The 18,565-nt window shown below is 74.4% G+C and carries 13 protein-coding genes; 4 read left to right on the top strand and 9 right to left on the bottom strand.

Translation table 11 applies throughout. The annotated features are described in order from the left end of the window. Positions 1-23 precede the first annotated feature (23 nt). Positions 24-725, top strand: a complete 702-nt coding sequence (locus tag IF37_RS0131985; protein WP_030750593.1) for a FadR/GntR family transcriptional regulator — start codon at positions 24-26, stop codon at positions 723-725. Between the two features lie 172 nt (positions 726-897). On the opposite strand, the gene IF37_RS0131980 is transcribed toward IF37_RS0131985, so the two are convergent. Next, on the bottom strand, positions 898-2,940 hold the full coding sequence (locus IF37_RS0131980) for an endo-beta-N-acetylglucosaminidase (RefSeq protein WP_030750590.1): 2,043 nt from the start codon (positions 2,938-2,940) through the stop codon (positions 898-900). 483 nt (positions 2,941-3,423) lie between these two features. Beyond that, entirely contained in the window at positions 3,424-3,597 is a 174-nt protein-coding gene (locus tag IF37_RS43940; protein WP_106981899.1) for a hypothetical protein, read from the bottom strand. 480 nt (positions 3,598-4,077) lie between these two features. Between IF37_RS43940 and IF37_RS0131970 the strand changes: the two genes are divergently transcribed. Then, complete coding sequence (locus IF37_RS0131970) at positions 4,078-4,473, top strand: hypothetical protein (RefSeq protein ID WP_030750587.1); 396 nt, start codon at positions 4,078-4,080, stop codon at positions 4,471-4,473. Positions 4,474-4,483: 10 nt separating this feature from the next. Here the strand turns inward: IF37_RS0131970 and IF37_RS0131965 are convergent, their stop codons facing one another. The 6 genes from IF37_RS0131965 to IF37_RS0131940 form a co-directional block, all read right to left on the bottom strand. After that, positions 4,484-5,977 carry an SDR family NAD(P)-dependent oxidoreductase gene (locus tag IF37_RS0131965; protein WP_030750584.1) on the bottom strand — a complete coding sequence of 498 codons (1,494 nt, stop codon included), beginning with the start codon at positions 5,975-5,977 and terminating at the stop codon, positions 4,484-4,486. A 285-nt stretch (positions 5,978-6,262) separates the two neighbouring features. Continuing rightward, positions 6,263-7,594 carry a wax ester/triacylglycerol synthase family O-acyltransferase gene (locus IF37_RS0131960; protein WP_030750581.1) on the bottom strand — a complete coding sequence of 444 codons (1,332 nt, stop codon included), beginning with the start codon at positions 7,592-7,594 and terminating at the stop codon, positions 6,263-6,265. A gap of 133 nt (positions 7,595-7,727) precedes the next feature. Continuing rightward, positions 7,728-10,049 carry a GH92 family glycosyl hydrolase gene (locus IF37_RS0131955; RefSeq protein ID WP_030750578.1) on the bottom strand — a complete coding sequence of 774 codons (2,322 nt, stop codon included), beginning with the start codon at positions 10,047-10,049 and terminating at the stop codon, positions 7,728-7,730. A gap of 328 nt (positions 10,050-10,377) precedes the next feature. Further along, complete coding sequence (glgC, locus tag IF37_RS0131950) at positions 10,378-11,598, bottom strand: glucose-1-phosphate adenylyltransferase (RefSeq protein WP_030750575.1); 1,221 nt, start codon at positions 11,596-11,598, stop codon at positions 10,378-10,380. 41 nt (positions 11,599-11,639) lie between these two features. After that, entirely contained in the window at positions 11,640-12,800 is a 1,161-nt protein-coding gene (gene glgA / locus IF37_RS0131945) for a glycogen synthase (protein WP_079165985.1), read from the bottom strand. Between the two features lie 40 nt (positions 12,801-12,840). Then, positions 12,841-13,752, bottom strand: a complete 912-nt coding sequence (locus IF37_RS0131940; protein WP_030750570.1) for a (2Fe-2S)-binding protein — start codon at positions 13,750-13,752, stop codon at positions 12,841-12,843. A gap of 228 nt (positions 13,753-13,980) precedes the next feature. Between IF37_RS0131940 and IF37_RS39965 the strand changes: the two genes are divergently transcribed. Then, positions 13,981-15,357: a DMT family transporter gene (locus IF37_RS39965; protein WP_106981898.1), complete on the top strand. Its 1,377-nt coding sequence runs from the start codon at positions 13,981-13,983 to the stop codon at positions 15,355-15,357. On the opposite strand, the gene IF37_RS0131930 is transcribed toward IF37_RS39965, so the two are convergent. Further along, on the bottom strand, positions 15,347-16,528 hold the full coding sequence (locus IF37_RS0131930) for a transglycosylase family protein (protein WP_030750564.1): 1,182 nt from the start codon (positions 16,526-16,528) through the stop codon (positions 15,347-15,349). The two genes, IF37_RS39965 and IF37_RS0131930, sit on opposite strands and share 11 nt — an antisense overlap. A 270-nt stretch (positions 16,529-16,798) precedes the next feature. On the opposite strand from IF37_RS0131930, the gene gndA reads away from it, so the two are divergent. Beyond that, positions 16,799-18,238, top strand: coding sequence for an NADP-dependent phosphogluconate dehydrogenase (gene gndA, locus IF37_RS0131925; protein ID WP_030750561.1), 1,440 nt, complete (start codon positions 16,799-16,801; stop codon positions 18,236-18,238). The last annotated feature ends 327 nt before the right edge of the window (positions 18,239-18,565 follow it).

Genomic DNA, 18,565 nt, shown 5'->3' with positions numbered 1-18,565 from the left:
CACCCGGTGACTGGAGGAGTGGCGTGGACGAGGCGGCCCCGCAGAAGGGCACGGTGACCCAGCGCGCCATCGAGGAGATCAAGGCGATGATCGCCGAGGGGCGGCTGGAGCCGGGCCAGCGGCTGCCCACGGAGCGGGAACTCGCCGCGCGGCTGGGCATCTCGCGCAGCTCGATGCGGGAGGCGATCCGCGCGCTCACCGTCCTCGGTGTGCTGGAGGCCCGGCACGGCTCCGGGATCTACGTCACCGCGCTGGAGGCCGGCGACCTGCTGGAGACCTTCGGTGTGGTCGCGGACCTCTCCCGGGGGCCGCGGCTGGTGGAACTGCTGGAGGTGCGCCGGATCCTGGAGTCCACGGCGACCGCGCTCGCCGCCGCGCGCATCACCGCCGACGGGCTCGCCGCGGTCGAGAAGCACCTGGCGGCGATGAACGCCACCGACGACCCCGAGGAGATCATCGCCCACGACCTCGCCTTCCACCGCGAGATCGCCTCGGCCGCCGGGAACGGGACGATGGCCGCCATCCTGGACGGCCTGTCCTCGCGCACCTTCCGTGCCCGGGTCTGGCGCGGCTACCAGGAGGAGGGCGCCTTCGCCCGCACCCGCCGCGAACACGCCGCCATCCACCGCGCCCTCGCCGCCCGCGACCCCGAGGCGGCGCGGGCGGCGGCAGCGGCCCATGTGGGCGAGGTGGAGCAGTGGCTGCGGGCGCAACTGGGCGGGTAGGGGCCGCCCTCCGTCTGCTGCCGGGAGCGCCTCGCCCGTGACGCCCGCGACCGGCCCGGTCCGGCGGACCCGCCCCGGTACCGCGCTCGCCCCGGTACCGCGCCTGCCCCGGTGCCGCGCTCGCCCCGCGCGGTCCGGGTCCCCGGGGCCGCGCGGGTGACCGCCGGGGGAACTACCAGGGGTGGGTCAAGGTCGCGGGGGCCGAGGCGTCGTACAGCTCCCCCACGGCGCGCACTTCGAACCGCGCCGCCGTCTCGCCCTGTTCGGGCCGCAGACCGGGGGCGAACCAGGCCCGCTGGCCGGTGGCGCCGAGGTAGCGGCGGGTGCCGTCGGGCAGGAGGCGGTGGAGGGTGTAGTGGCGGACGGTGCCGGGGGCGGGGTTCCAGGCGAGGCGGAGGTCACCGCCGCTCGCCGCGGTGACGCGGGCCCCCGAGGGCGCGGCCGGAGCCGGCGGGGTGCCGTCTGGGCGGACGGCGAGACCGCCCAGCCGCCAGCGCACCGGACCCTGAGCGGCGGTGAGCCGGACGCCGAGGGCGCGGACGGTGCCGGAGAGGCCGGTGAGCGGGACGGTCACGGTCCGCCAGCCGTTGACCGACTTCACACAGGTTCCGCCGGGAACCGGGTCCACAGCCCGATAGGTGTACGGCGGCGCCGCCCCCGGTGTGGCCGGTTCGGCCGTCGCCACCGCCAGTTCGACGTTCACGTCCCCGGACTCGCTCCGGAACGTCAGGTCGACAACCGTGTTCACAGCGAGCGGCAGCCGGCAGGCGTACAGGTCGAGCTCCACCGGTTGATCCGGTTCACCCGCCACCAGCACGCTGCTCCCACCCCGCCAGGCGTCGGCGAAGTCGAAGGAGACCGACGGCCGTTGGCCCACCGTGCGGACCACCCACCGCCGCGACGGCAGCCGGTCCTGGAGCCCGAGGTGGTTCCAGGGCGTCCCGGCGGTGACGGCCCCCTCCTCGTACCAGCGCAGTCCGTGCCCCGTGTTGAACACGCTGGCGAACGGCACGGAGGTCACCGTCGACCGGTCCGCCACGGACACCGCCGGCGCCCGCCACGGGTCGCCGGCGTCGGGCCGCGACGGGTCCAGCGACCGCCCGGTCCAGAACCGGTCGTCGGCCGCGTGGAAGTCCTCGGGTGCGCGCCGGTCGGCGGGCAGGTGGTTGCGGGTCCACTCGGGGCGGTAGAGGCCGACGGAGGCGACGTGCGGCGCCCCGGCCGGCACGATGGCGTCCCAGTCCACGTACGTGCCGGACCCGTTCGACTCGACGTCGACGCCGGCCCACAGCTCGTAGCGGTCGCGCCCCAGTTGTCGGGCCCGCGTGCCGGACGACGCGAGCGTGCCGGCGCTCCACCGGAAGTCCACGAACATGTCGTCAGCGGCCTCGAAGAACGCCTGGTTCTGGCTGTTCAGGGCACCCTGCCAGCTGACCGTGCCGTTCACGGTCAGCGCGTCGTACCAGGTCACCCGCTGTCCCCGGGCCGCCGCCAGCGCCTTCAGCTCCTTGACGAAGCCGAGCACGGCCGTGCCCAGCGCCGTGTTCCCGCCGCCCGTCTCGAAGTTGAGGAACCAGCCGTCGAAGCCGTACGCCGCCGCCACCGCGACGAGTTGGGCGGCGAGCGGGTAGTGCCCGGCGGCGTCCTTCTGCACCAGGTCCCGGGTCCACTGGAGCTGTCCGCCGTAGGCCGCCGGGGGCAGGAAGACGTTGCCGAGCACCGGGACGCCGTGCCGGTGGGCGGCGTCGACGACCGGCGCGTTGGGCGCGAGGATCAGGCCCTCGCCGGCCGAGCCGCCCCAGAACACCAGCTCGTCGATGTAGGCCCAGTGGGTGAGTGCGTAGAAGTCGGCGGTGGCCGAGCCCTGGGAGGGGTTGGCCGACGTCGGCCCGAAGGAGACCAGGGCCTGGACACGGGCCTGGCCGGAGCGGGCGGTGGTGTTCGCCGGCGCCGGGGTGAACCGGGGGGCGAGCGGCACGGAGGCGGCGTTGAAGGCGAGGTCGGGGTCGTCGGCCGCGCGCCAGTTCTTCAGGCCGCGCCAGGTGATGCCGGGGCCGGGACTGCCGGCGGGCAGTGAGTCCGGGTACCAGTACGAGGCGTACGGCTCGGTCGCGGCGGCGGCGCGCGGGGCGGCGACCGCGGGCAGCGCGGGCAGCGCGGGGGTCAGGGCGGCGGCTCCGGCGGCGATCAGGACGGTGCGTCTGGTGGGGTTCACGAGCGGGCGCCTCCTCGGGGGTGGGTGTACCTGGTCGGAGGTGACGACGTCGGTACCGCGGCGGGGCGACGTCCGATGGCGCGACAGACCTTGCCCGGACCCCTCGGGGCAAGTCAATGCATTCGCCCGAGCTAAAGCGATGAGTTGATCGCCGGCAGAGGTCAGCACAGGTCAGCCCTGGGGGACGGAGAACTTTCCGGAGTCGACTAAAGCGCTTTAGAAACCCGATGCTCAAGCGTTTTAGCGAGCGGGAGCCGAGCCCCTGACGGCGGACGGCGCCGACGGAGAAGCGGCGGTGCGGCGGTGGCGGCGAAGCGGCGGTGGCGGAGCGGCGGTGGCAGCGCGAAAGGCCCGCACGAAGGCGGGCGCGTCTGCCGGGCGTACGGCGGGGCGGGCCGGCCGCGGCGCCGGGTTCCCCACCGGCATGGGCGTGCGTCCCGTCACGCCCATGCCGCGGTGATCGCGCCGGAACCGACCGGGGGGTCAGTCGACGCTGGGCAGGATGTGGGGCTCGGCCAGGTCGTCCTCGTACCCCGCCAGGCGGATCGGGGCGGACCGGGCCCACACGTCGAGGCTGCCGAGTTCTCCGGGCCGGCGGCCCCTGCGCTCCGTGCTTTCCTGGGGGCGCTTCTCGCGGTTCGTCTTCTCCGGTGTCACCGCGCACTCCTTCTGTGTCGGGTCACCCTCGGGGCATACCGGACAGTCTGCGCTTCGGCGCCGGATGCCCGCTCGAGTCTGGGTGGAAGGCTGGTTCGGACGCGGTGGCGCCGGTTTCTCGGTCAGAGCAGGCCGTTGTGCACCGGCTCACCCCAGGACGGACGGTGGGTGTGGGTGGGACCCCGTACTGTTGTCCGCCGACACCAGATTAACCAAATGAGCGGGCATCCGCTCGATAGGGAATGCAAACAACCTGTAACCCCTGTGCTGCCGACGACCCCCCAATACCCCCTAATGTGGGGCTTTTTGAAACAGGACGTTCACTCGCGCGACACCGGATTCACCCGGTCGGAGCACACGGACGAACGCCCCTTCGAGGCAGGTCGGCCGACCCGGCGCAGTTCAGGCCCTGTTGGCCGGGCGGCAAGCTCACCATGGTCTGCTGACACGGCAACGGCTGTCTCGCGGAAGGACTGACGCATGGAGCTGCGCAGCGTCGAGGAGCTGATGGATCTGCTGAACGCCGGCCGGCGCCAGCACGCGCTGCGGACCGCGGCACTGCTGCGCCGCACCCGCCCCGCCGACAAGGAACTCCAGGTGGCGGGGCTGGTGCGGGGCATCGGCCCGGTACTGGGGCCGGGCGACGAGGCGGCCCGGGCGCGGAGCGCGGCAGAGGCGGTGCGCCCCCTGCTCGGGGAGCGGGTGTCCGGGCTGGTGCGCGCGGACGCCGGCGCCGCCGACGACGACGTGCTGCGACTGCGCCAGGCCGAGGAGGAGGGCCGCACGGCCGGCTTCGACGCGGGCGTGCTGGAGGACTGGCGCACCGTGCTGGAGTTGGTGGCGGCCCGTCACACCCGGCTCGGCGCGGTCGACTGACGCCCGCGGCTCACCACTTGCCGGGCGCGTAGTCCTTCAGGAAGACGCCGTACAGGTCCTCGCCCGCCTCGCCGCGCACGATCGGGTCGTAGACGCGGGCGGCGCCGTCGACCAGGTCCAGCGGGGCGTGGAAACCGGCCTCGGCGAGGCGCAGCTTGTCGTAGTGGGGCCGTTCGTCGGTGATCCAGCCGGTGTCGACCGAGGTCATGAGGATGCCGTCGGTCTGGAACATCTCCTCCGCGCTGGTCCGCGTCACCATGTTCATCGCGGCCTTGGCGGCATTGGTGTTCGGGTGGCCCGCGCCCTTGTACCCGCGGCTGAACACGCCTTCCATGGCGGAGACGTTCACGACGTACGCCCGGCCGCTCGCCGCCTTCCCGGCGGCCCGTGCCATCGCCGGGCGGAGCGCGCTGATCAGGATGAACGGCGAGGTGTAGTTGCAGAGCTGGGTCTCCAGCAGCTCCACCGGGGAGATCTGGTCGATCGTCTGCACCCAGGTGTTGCTCTCGACGACGTCCGGGAGCAGGCCGCCCGCGTCGATGGCGGTGCCGTCGAGGTGCCGGGCGACGCTGGCGTTGCCCGCGACCAGGGCGAGGTCGGCGACCTTCTGCGCGTCGAGTCCGCTGGTGCCGAGGGGCAGCGCGGCCAGACCGTCGACCGCGCCGGAGTTGAAGGCACCGATGACGTGGTGGGCGGGCAGCTCACCGGCGGGCAGCGGGGCGCTCTCGCCCTCGACCAGGGCGGCGTATGCGGAGGGCAGCCGGCGCACGGTCTGCGTGGCGTTGTTGATCAATATGTCCAGCGGGCCGGCCCCGGCGACCTGGTCGGCCAGCGCGACCGCCTGGGCCGGGTCGCGCAGGTCGATGCCGACGACCTCCAGCCGGTGCAGCCAGTCCGCCGAGTCCTCCATCGCCTTGAAGCGGCGGATGGCGTCCTTCGGGAACCGGGTCGTGACGGTGGTGTGCGCGCCGTCGCGCAGCAGCCGCAGCGCGATGTACATGCCGATCTTGGCCCGGCCGCCGGTGAGCAGGGCGCGCTTGCCGGTGAGGTCGGCGCGGGCCTCCCGCTTGGCGCGGTTCTCGGCGGCGCACTTCTGGCACAGCTGGTGGTAGAAGTAGTCGACCTCGACGTACCGCTGCTTGCAGACGTAGCAGGAGCGCGGGCGCTGCAGGATGCCCGCGATGGTGCCGGCCTCGGTCTTGGAGGAGGGCAGGATGCCCTCGGTCTCGTCGTCGATGCGCTCGGCCGAGCCGGTCGCGGTGGTCTCGGTGACCGTGCGGTCGTGGGCGGTCTTGGCGGCCCGGCGCTCCTGGCGGCGGCGCTGCTTGACCACGCGGTAGACGTGCGAGGTGGCCCGGCGCACCAGGATCGCGTCGGGGTGGTCGACGTCGAGCTGGTCCAGTTCCTCCAGCACGCTGAGGCAGACGGCCAGCCGCTCGGGGTCGATACCGGGTCCGTAGACCACCTCGTCCATGGACGCCGAGCCGTCCTCTGTCACCGTCATCGCGCTGCCGCTTCCCTGGTCACCCGCGCGGCGCTCCGACTCGCGCCCGCTTTCGAACAGCGGATTTTACGGAGCGCGGGGCCGGGGAGCCAAACCGCTGCCCTTCCGCCCCCGCGCGTGCACGCCGCCGGGCCGGGCCCCGCTCCCCGCGCCCCGGTGCCTCCGGTGGCTGAAGTGACGGACGTGACGGAAGTGACGACGTGCCGGACGTCCGTGACCGGTGTAACCGGCGTGACCGGCGTAACGGACGTGACGGATGACTCCCGCCCGGGCGGGGCCGGCCGTTCAGCGGTCGCAGACCGACAGCAGCGTCTCCGCCTCGGCCGACACCGCGCGCGCGAACCGGTCCAGGTCCGGCACGGCCCGCGCGTCGGCGACCAGCCCGTAGTGCACGCGCCCGCGGTACGTGGAGATCGCGATCGCCAGCGCCTGCCCGGGCGCGAGCGGCGCCAGCGGATACACCTCGCTCAGCTCATGGCCGCCGAGCCGCAGCCCGAAGCCCGGCATCGGCACGCTGGTGACGAGGATGTCGAACCAGAGCCGCGCCGCCTGCCCGACCAACGGTCCGCCGAGGCGGTGGCCGAGGGCCGGGACGTGGTCGGCGAGCAGGGCGACCGCGCCGGCGCCCCGGTCGGCGCCCGCGTCCTTGTTGCGGAGCATCGCCGTACGCACCGCGGCCAGCCGCCCGAGCGGGTCCGGCTCGTCGACCGGAAGCCGTATCAGGTACCCGGAGAGCCGGTTGCCCTGCGGCTGCGCGGTGCGCGGCCGGCGCCGGGAGACCGGGACGAGGGCGCGCGGGGCGACGCCCTCGCTGCCGTCGCCGCGCTCGTCGAGCCAGCGGCGCAGGGCCCCGGCCACCACGGCGATCAGGACGTCGTTCACGGTGCCCCCTGCGTTCTTGCGCACCCGGTGCACGTCGTCGATGTCGAGGACGACCCCGGCGGTGCGGCGGGTGCCGCTGGGCGCCGAGGTGAGCGCGGCGCAGGGGCGCATGCCGAGGGTGGAGCGGGCCAGCGAGGCGCCGATGTCCAGGGCCCGGCCGACGTCCGACAGCGCGCCCCTGACCAGCCCGGGGACCCGGGCGGGCAGCCGGCGCACATCGGACAGCAGGCCGGGCGGCGGCTCGACGGCGCGGGGCGCGCGCTCGGGCAGGTCGACGGGGTCCAGGACGCCGGCGGCGAGCTTCAGTGCGCGCAGCCCGTCGGCGAGGGCGTGGTGGAACTTGAAGAGCACCGCGAAGGACGCCCCGTCCTCGCCGGGCAGCACGTGCGCCTCCCAGGGCGGCCGGCCGCGCTCCAGCGGGCGTTGCATCAGCGGCCCGGCGGCGGCGTGGAAGTCGCCGGCCGGGGCGTGCAGCCGGACGTGGTCCAGCGGATCGAAGTCCGGGTCGCTCTCGCGGGTCGCACCGCCGAAGGCGAGCGGCTGCCAGGTGTCGCGGATGCGCATGCGCAGGCCGGGTACGGCGGCGGCGCGGGCGGCGAGCAGGTCGGCGGCGTGCGCCCCGGCCGTGGGCGAGTGCGCGGCGAAGACCCCGAGCGCGCCGAGGTGCATCGGGTGCCGGTCGGACTCCATGTTCCAGAAGGCCAGGTCGAGGGGGGCGAGCAGGTCGGATGTCACGGTCTTGCCTCACACGTCGGCGACGGGTGGATCAGCGGTCGATCCCCGGCGGCGATCACGGTCGAGCACGGTCGGGGCCGGGTCGGTCTCCCGCCGCCTGGGAACGCGGCGGGACCCGGGAGACGGCCGGACCTCATCTCAGGACGGGCGGCGCCGCTTCGGGTGCCGTGCCCCATCGCGACGGGCGCGGGCCGACGGTGAACGCGAGGGAGCGCAGGGAGCGCAGCGCGCCGGTGGTCAGGTAGGTCCGGCCGTGCGGCCTCCCGTCGGTGCGTACGCCCTGGACGTAGCGGTCTGCGGCCGAGGTGCCGGGCGCGGTCACCGTCAGCCGGCCGCTCGGCCAGTGGCGGCGGTCCAGGGTCAGGTCGACCCGGTCGAAGACCGGGGTGGTCAGGCCCCAGGTGCCGTACCCGGGCTGGACGGGGAAGAGCCCGATGGACGACAGCACGTTCCAGGCGGACATCGTGCCGAGGTCGTCGTTGCCGGTCATGCCGGCGGGGCCGTCGGTGAACAGGGTCAGCGCCGCGTGCACCACGTCCGTGGTCTTCCAGGGCTGGCCGGTGGAGAGGTAGGTGTAGGGCGCGACGAGGTCCGGCTCGTTCATCGGGTTGTAGGTGGTGGCGTTGTAGTAGGCGTACGGGTCACCGTGCACCCACACCTGGCGGGCGGTGCCCTCCGGGTCGGCGAGGAGCCGGTCGTAGGCGAAGAAGGAGTCCAGGCGGGCGTTGGCCGCGCGGGTGCCGCCGATCAGCGCGACCATGCCCGGCACGTCCTGCGGGACGAGCCACTGGTACTGCCAGGCCGTGCCCTCGTGGAAGCCGGTGCCACGGGCCGGGTCGGCCGGGCCGGTGAAGGCGCCGGAGGCGTCCCGGGCGCGGAAGAAGCCGGTGGCGGGGTCGAAGACGTTGCGGTAGTGGCGCGAGCGGGCGGCGTAGCGGGCCGCGTCCTCGTGGTGTCCGAGGCCACGGGCCATCTGCGCGAGCATCGCGTCGGAGAGCGCGTACTCCAGGGTGACCGAGGCGCCGTGGTGGTAGTCCGAGTCGCCCGCCTTGGCGTACGGCCGGTCCTTGTCGTAGGGCGCGAAGCCGTACCCGATGTACTCGGCGTTGGCCTCCCGGCCGACGCCCGGGTTGGCGGCCGGCGGGACCCCGTCGGCGTTCTTCCTGAGTGCCCGGTAGGCCCGCTCCTCGAAGCCCTTCAGCAGGCCCGTCTGGTAGGCGGTGGTCAGGAACGGGGTGACCGGGTCGCCGCTCATGATGTTCGTCTCGACCGGGCCGTAGCCCCACTTGGGGAGCCAGCCGCCGTCCTCGTCGATCGCGACCACCGAGTGGGCCATGTCCCGGGCCTCACGGGGCGCGAGCAGGGCGAGCAGCTGGGCCTGGGTGCGGTAGGTGTCCCAGAGCGACCAGTTCTGGTAGTAGGTGAAGCCCCGGGCCCGGTGGGTGCGCCGGTCCCAGCCGAGGTAACGGCCGTCCACGTCACCGCCGACGTTGGGCGCGAGGTACGACCGGTACAGCGAGGAGTAGAAGGTACGTCGGAGGGTGGGGGTGCCGCCCCGTACCCGGACGCCGCCGAGCCGCCGCTCCCACTCCTCGCGGGCCCGGTGGCGCACGGTGTCGAAGGACCGGCCGCCCTCGGCTCGCAGGTTGCCCGCCGCGCCGGCCGCGTCGACGTACGACAGGGCGGTGGTGGCCTCGACCGTGCGGTCCTTCGTGGTGTCGAAGCGGACGTAGGCGCCGCCGGAGCCGCTGCGGGCGCCCGGGGTGACGGTCCGGCCGTCCCAGGTGCCGTACGCGGTGAAGGGCCGGTTGAAGCGGGTGATCGTGTGGACCGTGTAGGGGCCGCTGTCCCGGCAGAAGCCGTGGCCGGTGATCTCGGTGCGCACGGTGCGGTCGTCCAGGACGCGCACCGTGCTGCTCACCGGCTTGTGCAGCGACTGGGCCGCGTTCAGCAGGACGTTGGCCTTGCCGGTGGCCGGGAAGGTGTAGCGCTGCACGCCGGTGCGGGCGGTCGCGGTCAGTTCGGCGCGGATGCCGGAGCCGAGGCCGACGCGGTAGTAGCCGGGGCTCGCCTCCTCGTCGTCGTGCGAGAAGGCCGCCGCGTACCGGGCGTAGTCCGTCTCGGTGACGTCACCGGTGGTGGGCAGGACGGGCAGGTCGCCGCCGATGCGGCAGCCGACACCCGAGAGGTGGACCAGGGAGAAGCCGCGGATACGGTTCTGCGTGTAGTCGTACCCGGTGCTGTGTCCGGTGTCCGGGGAGAGTTGCACCATGCCGAAGGGCACGGTCGCGCCGGGGAAGGTGTTGCCCTCGTTCTGGGTCCCGATGAACGGGTTGACCAGGTCGGTGAGGTGGCCGTCGGTCCGCTCGGCGGCCCGCGCGGCGGGGGTGGCGATCAGCGCGGACGCTGCCAGCACCCCGGCCAGGCACAGCCGCGTGCGCCGGGTCCCTCTCATGTCGGATGGCCTCCGCAGGTTGGACGTCGTTGCCTGCATCCTGAAGGGCGAAGGCCGCAAACCCGGGCATCCTGGGGGGTGTCGCGCGAAACGCGTCGCGCCCGACGGTCGTGCCGGCCGTCGGAGCGGTGGCCGGGGGCCGGGGAGTAGCCCCGGCCGTCGGAGCGGTGGCCGGGGGCCGTGGAGTAGCCCCGGCCGTCGGAGCGGTGGCCGGGGGCCGGGGAGGAGCCTCGGCCGCCGCTCCGGTGGCCGGGGCTCGTCCACGGCCCCGGAGTCCGGACCGTCGCCGGATGCCACGGCGGGGGCCCGGCCCCGGTCCCGGCGCGTGCTACGGCACCCGCTGCCCCTTGCCCAGCGCGATCACTCCGCCCTTGGAGACGGTGTACAGCTCGGCGTCCCGCTCCGGGTTCACGCCGATCGTGGCGCCCGGCGGGACCTCCACGTTCTTGTCCAGGACCGCGCCGCGGACCACCGCGCCCCGGCCGATGTGGACGTTGTCGTGCAGGACCGAACCCTGTACGACCGCCCCGGGGTCGACGCGGACGCCCGGGGAGAGCACCGACCGGGTGACCTGCCCGCGGATCAGGCAACCCGCGCTGATGATGGACTCGCTCGCGATGCCGCCCGCGTTGAAGCGCGCCGGCGAGAGCTGGTTGGAGTGGGTGTAGACGGGCCACTGGCGGTTGTACAGGTTGAACGCGGGGCGCTCGGCGATCAGGTCCATGTGCGCGTCGTAGTAGGCGTCCAGCGTGCCGACGTCCCGCCAGTAGCCCTGGTCGCGGCTGGTCTCGCCGGGCACGTGGTTGTCATGGAAGTCGTACAGCCCGGCCTCGCCGCGCGCGGTCAGCTGGGGCAGGATCGAGCCGCCCATGTCGTGCACCGACCGGCTGTCCTCGGCGTCCCGTCGCAGCGCCTCGATCAGCGCCTTGGTGGTGAAGATGTAGTTGCCCATGGACGCGAACACACGCCCGGGATCGTCCGGCAGGCCGGGAGGGTCGGCGGGCTTCTCCAGGAAGCGTTCCACCGTACGGCCGTCCGAGCCGGGGGTGATCACCCCGAACGACGACGACTCGGTGCGCGGCACCCGGATGCCGGCCACCGTCACCCCCGCGCCGCCCTCGATGTGCTGCGCGAGCATCTGCCGCGGGTCCATGCGGTAGACGTGGTCGGCGCCGAACACGGCCACGTACTCCGGCTGTTCGTCGTGGACCAGGTTGAGCGACTGGAGGATCGCGTCGGCGCTGCCCAGGTACCAGCGCGGCCCGAGGCGCTGCTGCGCGGGCACCGGGGTGACGTAGTTGCCGAGCAGGCTGGACATCCGCCAGGTGGTGGTGATGTGCCGGTCCAGCGAGTGCGACTTGTACTGGGTCAGCACGCAGATGCGCAGCACGTCGGCGTTGACGAGGTTGGACAGGACGAAGTCGACGAGCCGGTAGGTGCCGCCGAAGGTGACGGCCGGTTTGGCCCGGTCGGCGGTGAGCGGCATCAGGCGCTTGCCCTCGCCGCCCGCCAGCACGATCCCCAGTACGGAAGGCCCTCCACGACGCATGGCCGCTCCCCTCACCGTGGTTGAACCATGGATGCCCCGGATCAGCCGGACCACGCCTGCCGGCGGACCACCTCGTACAGTCCCGCCGTTCGGCGGGCCACCGCGTCCCAGCCGAACTCCCCCACGGCGCACGCCCGTCCGGCCTCTCCCATCCGCCGGGCCGCGTCCGGATCGCCGAGGACGGCGTCCAGGGCCCGGGCGAGCCCGGACTCGAAGTCGTCGTCCACGTCGACCAGCAGCCCGGTACGGCCCTCGTCCACCACCTCGGGGATGCCGCCGACCCGTGACGCGACGACCGGCGTGCCACAGGCCATCGCCTCCAGGTTGACGATGCCGAGCGGCTCGTACACCGAGGGACAGACGAACACCGCGGCCCGGGTGAGGAGTTGGATCACCTCCGGGCGCGGCAGCATCTGCGGGATCCAGAACACGCCCGCCCGCGCCCGGCTCAGCTCCTCGAACAGCCGCCGGAACTCCCGGTCGATCGCCGGGGTGTCGGGCGCACCCGCGCACAGCACGACCTGCACGCCGGGGTCGATGTGCCGTACCGCGCGCAGCAAGGGGGGCACGCCCTTCTGCCGGGTGATGCGGCCGACGAACAGGACGTACGGCCGGGCCGGGTCGACGCCGTGCCGGATCAGGGCGTCGGTGCCGTGGTCGGGGCGGTAGAGGCGGGTGTCGATGCCGTTGTGCACGACGTGGACGCGGGCCGGGTCCAGCGCCGGGTAGCAGGCGAGGACGTCCTCCCGCATGGCGCCCGAGACGGCGATCACGGCGTCGGCGGCCTCGATCGCGGTGCGCTCGGCCCAGCTCGACAGCGCGTACCCGCCGCCGAGTTGCTCGGCCTTCCAGGGGCGCAGCGGCTCCAGCGAGTGGGCGGTGACCACGTGCGGCACGCCGTGGAGCAGCTTGGCGAAGTGGCCGGCCAGATTGGCGTACCACGTGTGGGAGTGGACGAGTTCGCGGCCCTCGAGGGCGGCGGCGATGGAGAGGTCCGTGGAGAAGGTGCGCAGCGTGTCGTTGGAGCCGTCCAGGGCGGACCAGGGACGGTGGCGCACGACGCCGGCCTCGCGGCCCTCGCCCCAGCAGTGCACCTCCAGCTCCACCAGGGAGGCCAGCTCGCGGGCGAGGAACTCCACGTGGACCCCGGCGCCACCGTAGACGTCCGGGGGGTACTCCCGGGTCAGCAGTCCCACTCGCACCCGTCAACCCCCCGTACTCGGTGGCTCGTTCCCTTCATGGTCACCCAGATGCGGCGCCCGGGGAAGAGCGCGGCGGGCGGGTGAGGCAGCAGTCGCCGCAGAGCCCGCCCCCGGGCACCCGGTAGTACAGGCAGCAACTGCGGCGCCGGAAGGCCGTGCCGGTGCGCACACCGGTGGTGCGCAGCAGCGGGTGGGCGAACAGCCCGGCGGTCAGCGCGCGGGTGCGGGCGGCCACGTCGGCGCGGCCCCGGGCGCGGGCCCAGCGGCCCAGCTCCCGGGCGGTCGCGGCCAGCGCGGAGCCCGCGTTGCCCCGCAACAGGCCCGCCGCGACACCGTAGCGGGCCCGCAGGGCCGCCGTCAGGGGCTCCAGATGGCCGAGCAGCACGGCGTCGGCGAGCGTGTCGGCGTCGGCCGGGTTCCCGGAGTTCCGGACCGGGTTCCGGGGACTCCCGGGGTCGGCGGCGGTCGCGGCGTTCGCGGCGTTCGCGGGCAGCGGGCGCGGCACCGTGAGCCACAGGTCGTCGGGGGCGGTGGCGGCGACGTCCCAGCGCAGCAGGCGCGGGTCCAGGTCGGGCAGCTCGCCGTACAGGACGGCGCAGCCCAGGGCCACCGACCAGAGCCGGGCGGCCAGTCCCTGGTGGGCGAGGGAGGCGGCGACCCGCGGCTCGGCGACGCGCAGCCGGTCCCCGACGACGGCGACCCGCGCGGCCAGCGGATCGCGGCGCAAGCCCGCCCCGCCCTTGCCGCAGCCGTCCGTGCCGCAGCCGCCCCTGCCGCTGCCGTCGGCGTCGCTGCCGTCGGAGCCGCTGCCGTCGGAGCCGTTTTCGCCGTAGCCGTCCGCGAGGGTGGGCAGTGACCGGGGATCGGCACCGCCGGCCGTGTCGGGGTGGGTGCGCAGGACGAAGAAGCCGCCGAGGGCGCGCAGTGCGGCGAGTTCGGGATCGAGGGGCACGACAGGTACTGCTATCAGGCACGCGGCCGGGGCGGTCCGGCGGGGGCCCGTCCCACGTCACCCGTCCAGGGGATGATCACCCGACCGGTGTACTCCATCGGCAGTAGGACGCATCGCGTGCTCAGGTACGACGACGGGAAGGGCGCGGACCGGCAGAGTGTTCGCCATGGAAGCCGACCGTACGCCGGGCCGGGCCCGCGACGCCCGCCGCCCGCAGGGGAGACGCCGATGAACGCCCTGGCGTTGTCCGTGCTCCTCTCGGTCGTCTCCGCCCTCGCCTACGCGGGCGGAGCGATCGTGCAGGAGCAGGTCGCGGTGTCCTCCCCCGACAGCGGCTGCGTGCCGCTGCGCCGGCCCGGCTGGTGGGGTGCGCTGGGGCTCAACGGGCTCGGCGGCGTGCTGCACGTCGTGGCGCTGGCCTACGGACCGCTCAGCCTGGTCCAGCCGCTGGGCGCGCTGACCATCGTCTTCGCGCTGCCCATGGCGGCCCTGTGCGTCGGCCGCCGGGCCGGCGCGATCGCGTGGCGCGGCGCCCTCATGGCCACGGCGGGCCTCGCCGGCCTGCTGTCCCTGGTCGGCTCCTCCCCCACGCACTCCCTCGCCCCGGCGCAGCGGCCGGTGGTCGCGCTGGTCACCGGCGGTGTGGTGGTGGCGCTGATGTCCGCCGGTATGGTCGCTCACCGGCATCCCGCGGTACGCAGCGTGCTGCTCGCCTCCGCCGCCGGCATGGCGTTCGGCATGTCGTCGGTGTTCACCAAGACCGCGGCCGTGGACTGGCCGCACGGCCTCGGCGTGGGCGAGCTGTGCTCCCTGGGGGCGATCGCCCTGTTCTCGGTCGCCGGTGTCCTGCTGTCCCAGGCGTCCTACCAGGGTGGCGGCCTCGCCGCGCCGCTGGCCACGCTGACGGTGGTCAATCCGGTGCTGGCCGCCGCGGTCGGCATCCTGATGTTCGGCGAGACGTTCCGCCACGGCACCACGGGCAGCGTGCTCGCCCTGGGCTGCGGGGTGGTCGCGGCGGGCGGCCTGATCATGCTGACGACGGAGCGACTGGAGCGCACGGCGCCACCGGCCACCACGGCCCCGGTCGGGGGCGCGGTCTTGGCCGAGGTCGGGGCCCTGGGCGAGGCCGGGGCGTCGGGCGGGGCCGGGGCCCTGGGCGAGGCCGGGTCGGGGCATGGGGTGCCGGGCGCTGTGGACGGTGCACCGGGCGCTGGGCACGGTGTACTCGGCGATGGCCACGGTGTACCGACTGCTGAGCGCGCTGTGCCGGCCGCCGTGGCGCCGGAGCGTGCCGCGGCGGAGCCCCTGGGGGGCATGCCGCGCCAGCGAGGGGCGACCGACGGAAGCAGCGCCGGGACGGAACGGTCGGAGGCCGGTTCGGCAGGTCCGGCCGGTGCCGCCGGTTCGATCGGTGCCGCCGGTTCGAGCGGTGCACCCGGTTCGAGCGGTGCCCCCGGAGCGGAACGGTCGGGGGCCGGGGCGGACGGCGACGGTGCCGGACCACGGGCCGACAGGGGTCTCCCCCTGTCGTACGTCCCGCTGTCCGCGAGCTTCCACGTCCCCCGGCCGGTGCCGGACCGGTCCCGCCCCCGGGTCAGATCCTGACCCCGCCGGCCCGCAGGTAGGCGAGCGGGTCGATGTCCGAGCCGAAGCCGGGCCCGGTCCGCACCTCGAAGTGCAGGTGCGGGCCCGTGACGTTGCCCGTGGAGCCGGAGCGGCCGATGCGCTGGCCCGCCGTGACGCCCTGCCCCGCCCGTACGGAGATCGCGGACAGATGGGCGTACTGGGTGTAGCGGCCGTCGGCGTGCCGGAGCACCACCTGGTAGCCGTACGACCCGCCCCAGCCCGCGGACACCACCCGGCCGGCCGCCGCCGCCCGCACGGAAGTGCCGGTCGGCACGAGGAAGTCGACGCCGGTGTGGTAGCCCTTCGACCAGTGGGAGCCGGCCACCTGGTAGCCGGTGCCGACCGACGCGGTCACCGGGGCGACGAGCGGGTGCCGGGCCGGGGCCGGGCCGTGGTGTGTGGAGGAGTGCGTGGTGGGGTGCTCGGCCGGGGCTTTCCGCTTCGGTGGTCCGGGCGGCGCGGGTCTGGTGGGCGTGCCGTCGACGCTGAGCCGCTGCCCCGGCATGATCAGGTCGGGATCGGCGCCGATCGTGGTGCGGTTGCCCGCGTACAGCGAGCGCCAGCCGCCCGGCACGTGCCGGTCCCCGGCGATGCCGGAGAGGGTGTCGCCGCGCACCACCGTGTACATCTCGGCCCGGCCCGCGCGGGACTGCGGGGTGGTCTGCGGCCGCACGTCCCTGACGGAGGAGACCTTCCGGGCGCCGGTTTCCGCCGTGCCGGTGCGCGCCGGACGCGTGGCCGCCGAGTCGGTGTGCGCCCCGGGTCCGCCGCCGCCCCGGGTCAGCCCGGCCTGTCCCGAGCAGGCCGGCCAGGCGCCCGGCCCCTGCCCGTCCAGGACCTTCTCCGCGACGGCGATCTGCTCGTTCCGGGTGGCCTGGTCGGCGCGCGGCGCGTAGTGGGTGCCGCCGTACGCCGCCCAGGTGGACTGGGTGAACTGGAGGCCGCCGTAGTAGCCGTTGCCGCTGTTGACGCTCCAGTCGCCGCCGGACTCGCAGGCGGCGACCTTGTTCCAGGTGGCGGCGTCGGCGGCGTGCGCGGTGCCGGCGGCGACCAGCGGGATGGCGAGGCCGGCACCGCCCGCCGTGACGGTGAGTGAGGCGCGGTTGATCCTGTTCGGCTGGTACCGGCGGTGCCGGCCGCGTACGGCCATGTCCGAAATCCCCTCGGCATGCGTCAGGAGCGGCAAAAGTAAGCGCCCCGAACTGGCCATGACAAGACGGTGAATCGGCCTCCTCGGGCCCCCGATTGGCCGGGAACGGCCGCTGCTCGTGCCGAGCGGCCGGTGAGTGGGGCCGGAGCCGGTCCGGCCGCGTACCCATGCGTGGCGGTTCGGATGTGCGCTCGGCGTAGCGGCACGCCAGGATGGGCAGGGGCCCCTACCGACGGAACCGTAGTCAGAGGCGACCAGGGAGCAGGCGGTATGAGCAATTCAGCGCAGATCGGTGTCACGGGCCTCGCGGTCATGGGCCGCAACCTCGCCCGGAACTTCGCGCGCAACGGCTACACGGTCGCCGTGCACAACCGGACGGCGTCGCGGACGAAGGCGCTGCTGGAGGAGTTCGGCGGGGAGGGCGACTTCATCGGGACCGAGTCCGCCGAGGACTTCGTGGCGGCCCTGGAGCGCCCCCGCCGCCTGATGATCATGGTCAAGGCGGGCGGGCCGACGGACGCGGTGATCGAGGAGTTCGCCCCGCTGCTGGAGCCCGGTGACATGATCATCGACGGTGGCAACGCCCACTTCGCGGACACCCGGCGCCGGGAGCGGGAGCTGCGCGAGCGGGGCATCCACTTCGTCGGCACCGGCATCTCCGGCGGTGAGGAGGGGGCGCTGCACGGGCCGAGCATCATGCCGGGCGGCTCGCCGGAGTCGTACGAGTCGCTGGGCCCGATGCTGGAGAAGATCTCCGCGAAGGCGAAGGACGGCGCGCCGTGCGTGACGCACGTGGGCCCCGACGGCGCCGGGCACTTCGTCAAGATGGTGCACAACGGCATCGAGTACGCCGACATGCAGCTGATCGGTGAGGCGTACCAGCTGCTGCGCGACATCGCCGGGTACTCCCCCGCGCGGATCGCGGAGATCTTCCGCACCTGGAACACCGGCCGGCTGGACTCCTACCTGATCGAGATCACCGCCGAGGTGCTGTCCCACGTGGACGCGGCCAGTGGCGAGCCGTTCGTGGACGTGGTGGTGGACCAGGCCGAGCAGAAGGGCACCGGACGCTGGACGGTGCAGATCGCGCTGGACCTGGGCGTGCCGGTGTCCGGCATCGCCGAGGCGGTCTTCGCCCGGTCGCTGTCCGGCCACGCGGCGCTGCGGAAGGCCTCGCGCGGGCTCGCCGGACCGAAGCCGTCGGCGCTGGGCGAGTCGGAGGCGGCGGCCTTCGCGGACCGGGTGGAGCAGGCGCTGTACGCGTCGAAGATCGTGTCGTACACGCAGGGCTTCCACGAGATCGCCGCGGGCGGCGAGGAGTACGGCTGGGACATCGACCTGGGCGCGGTCGCCTCCATCTGGCGCGGCGGCTGCATCATCCGCGCGGCCTTCCTGGACCGCATCCGCGCCGCGTACGACGCCCGCCCCGACCTGCCGAGCCTGCTGTCGGACGAGACGTTCGCGCGGGAGATCGCCGCCGCGCAGGACGACTGGCGGGAGGTGCTGGTGGCGGCGGTGCGGCAGGGGGTGCCGACGCCGGGCTTCGCGGCGGCGCTGGCGTACTACGACGCCCTGCGCGCGGAGCGGCTGCCCGCGGCGCTCACCCAGGGCCAGCGGGACTTCTTCGGCGCGCACACGTACCGCCGGGTGGACCGCGAGGGCACGTTCCACACGCTGTGGGGCGGCGACCGGAGCGAGGTGACCGCGTAGCGCGCCGGGCAGGCCCACAGGGGCACTGCCCGGCCCCGGCCCGGACGCCCGGCGCGATGAGCGGGCCCTCGCCTCCCCGGCCGAAGACCCCGCACCGTCACCGTCTCCTCTCGCCCCTACGGGGTGCGGCACACCCATGGGGCGGGCGCCACGCACGGGCGGGCCGTGACGGGCGGTCGCCGGCCGGGGGGCGGGTCAGGTCAGCGGGGGACCCGGCTCAGGGCTCGGTACGGGTTCCGGTCCCGGCGGGATCGGGGACGGGGGCGGCTCCACGGCTGTCTCTTATACACATCTCCGAGCCCACGAGACCGAGGCTGATCTCGTATG

It is taken from the genome of Streptomyces sp. NRRL S-31, assembly GCF_000718775.1.
GTDB lineage: Bacteria > Actinomycetota > Actinomycetes > Streptomycetales > Streptomycetaceae > Streptomyces.
This window is presented reverse-complemented; position numbering and strand designations above follow the sequence as displayed.

Coding starts and splice junctions, on each gene's coding strand:
- IF37_RS0131965 (WP_030750584.1), bottom strand. CDS start 5,977: ATGACGGTGACAGAGGACGGCTCGGCGTCCATGGACGAGGTGGTCTAC.
- IF37_RS0131970 (WP_030750587.1), top strand. CDS start 4,078: ATGGAGCTGCGCAGCGTCGAGGAGCTGATGGATCTGCTGAACGCCGGC.
- glgC (WP_030750575.1), bottom strand. CDS start 11,598: ATGCGTCGTGGAGGGCCTTCCGTACTGGGGATCGTGCTGGCGGGCGGC.
- IF37_RS0131955 (WP_030750578.1), bottom strand. CDS start 10,049: ATGAGAGGGACCCGGCGCACGCGGCTGTGCCTGGCCGGGGTGCTGGCA.
- gndA (WP_030750561.1), top strand. CDS start 16,799: ATGAGCAATTCAGCGCAGATCGGTGTCACGGGCCTCGCGGTCATGGGC.
- IF37_RS39965 (WP_106981898.1), top strand. CDS start 13,981: ATGAACGCCCTGGCGTTGTCCGTGCTCCTCTCGGTCGTCTCCGCCCTC.
- IF37_RS0131930 (WP_030750564.1), bottom strand. CDS start 16,528: ATGGCCGTACGCGGCCGGCACCGCCGGTACCAGCCGAACAGGATCAAC.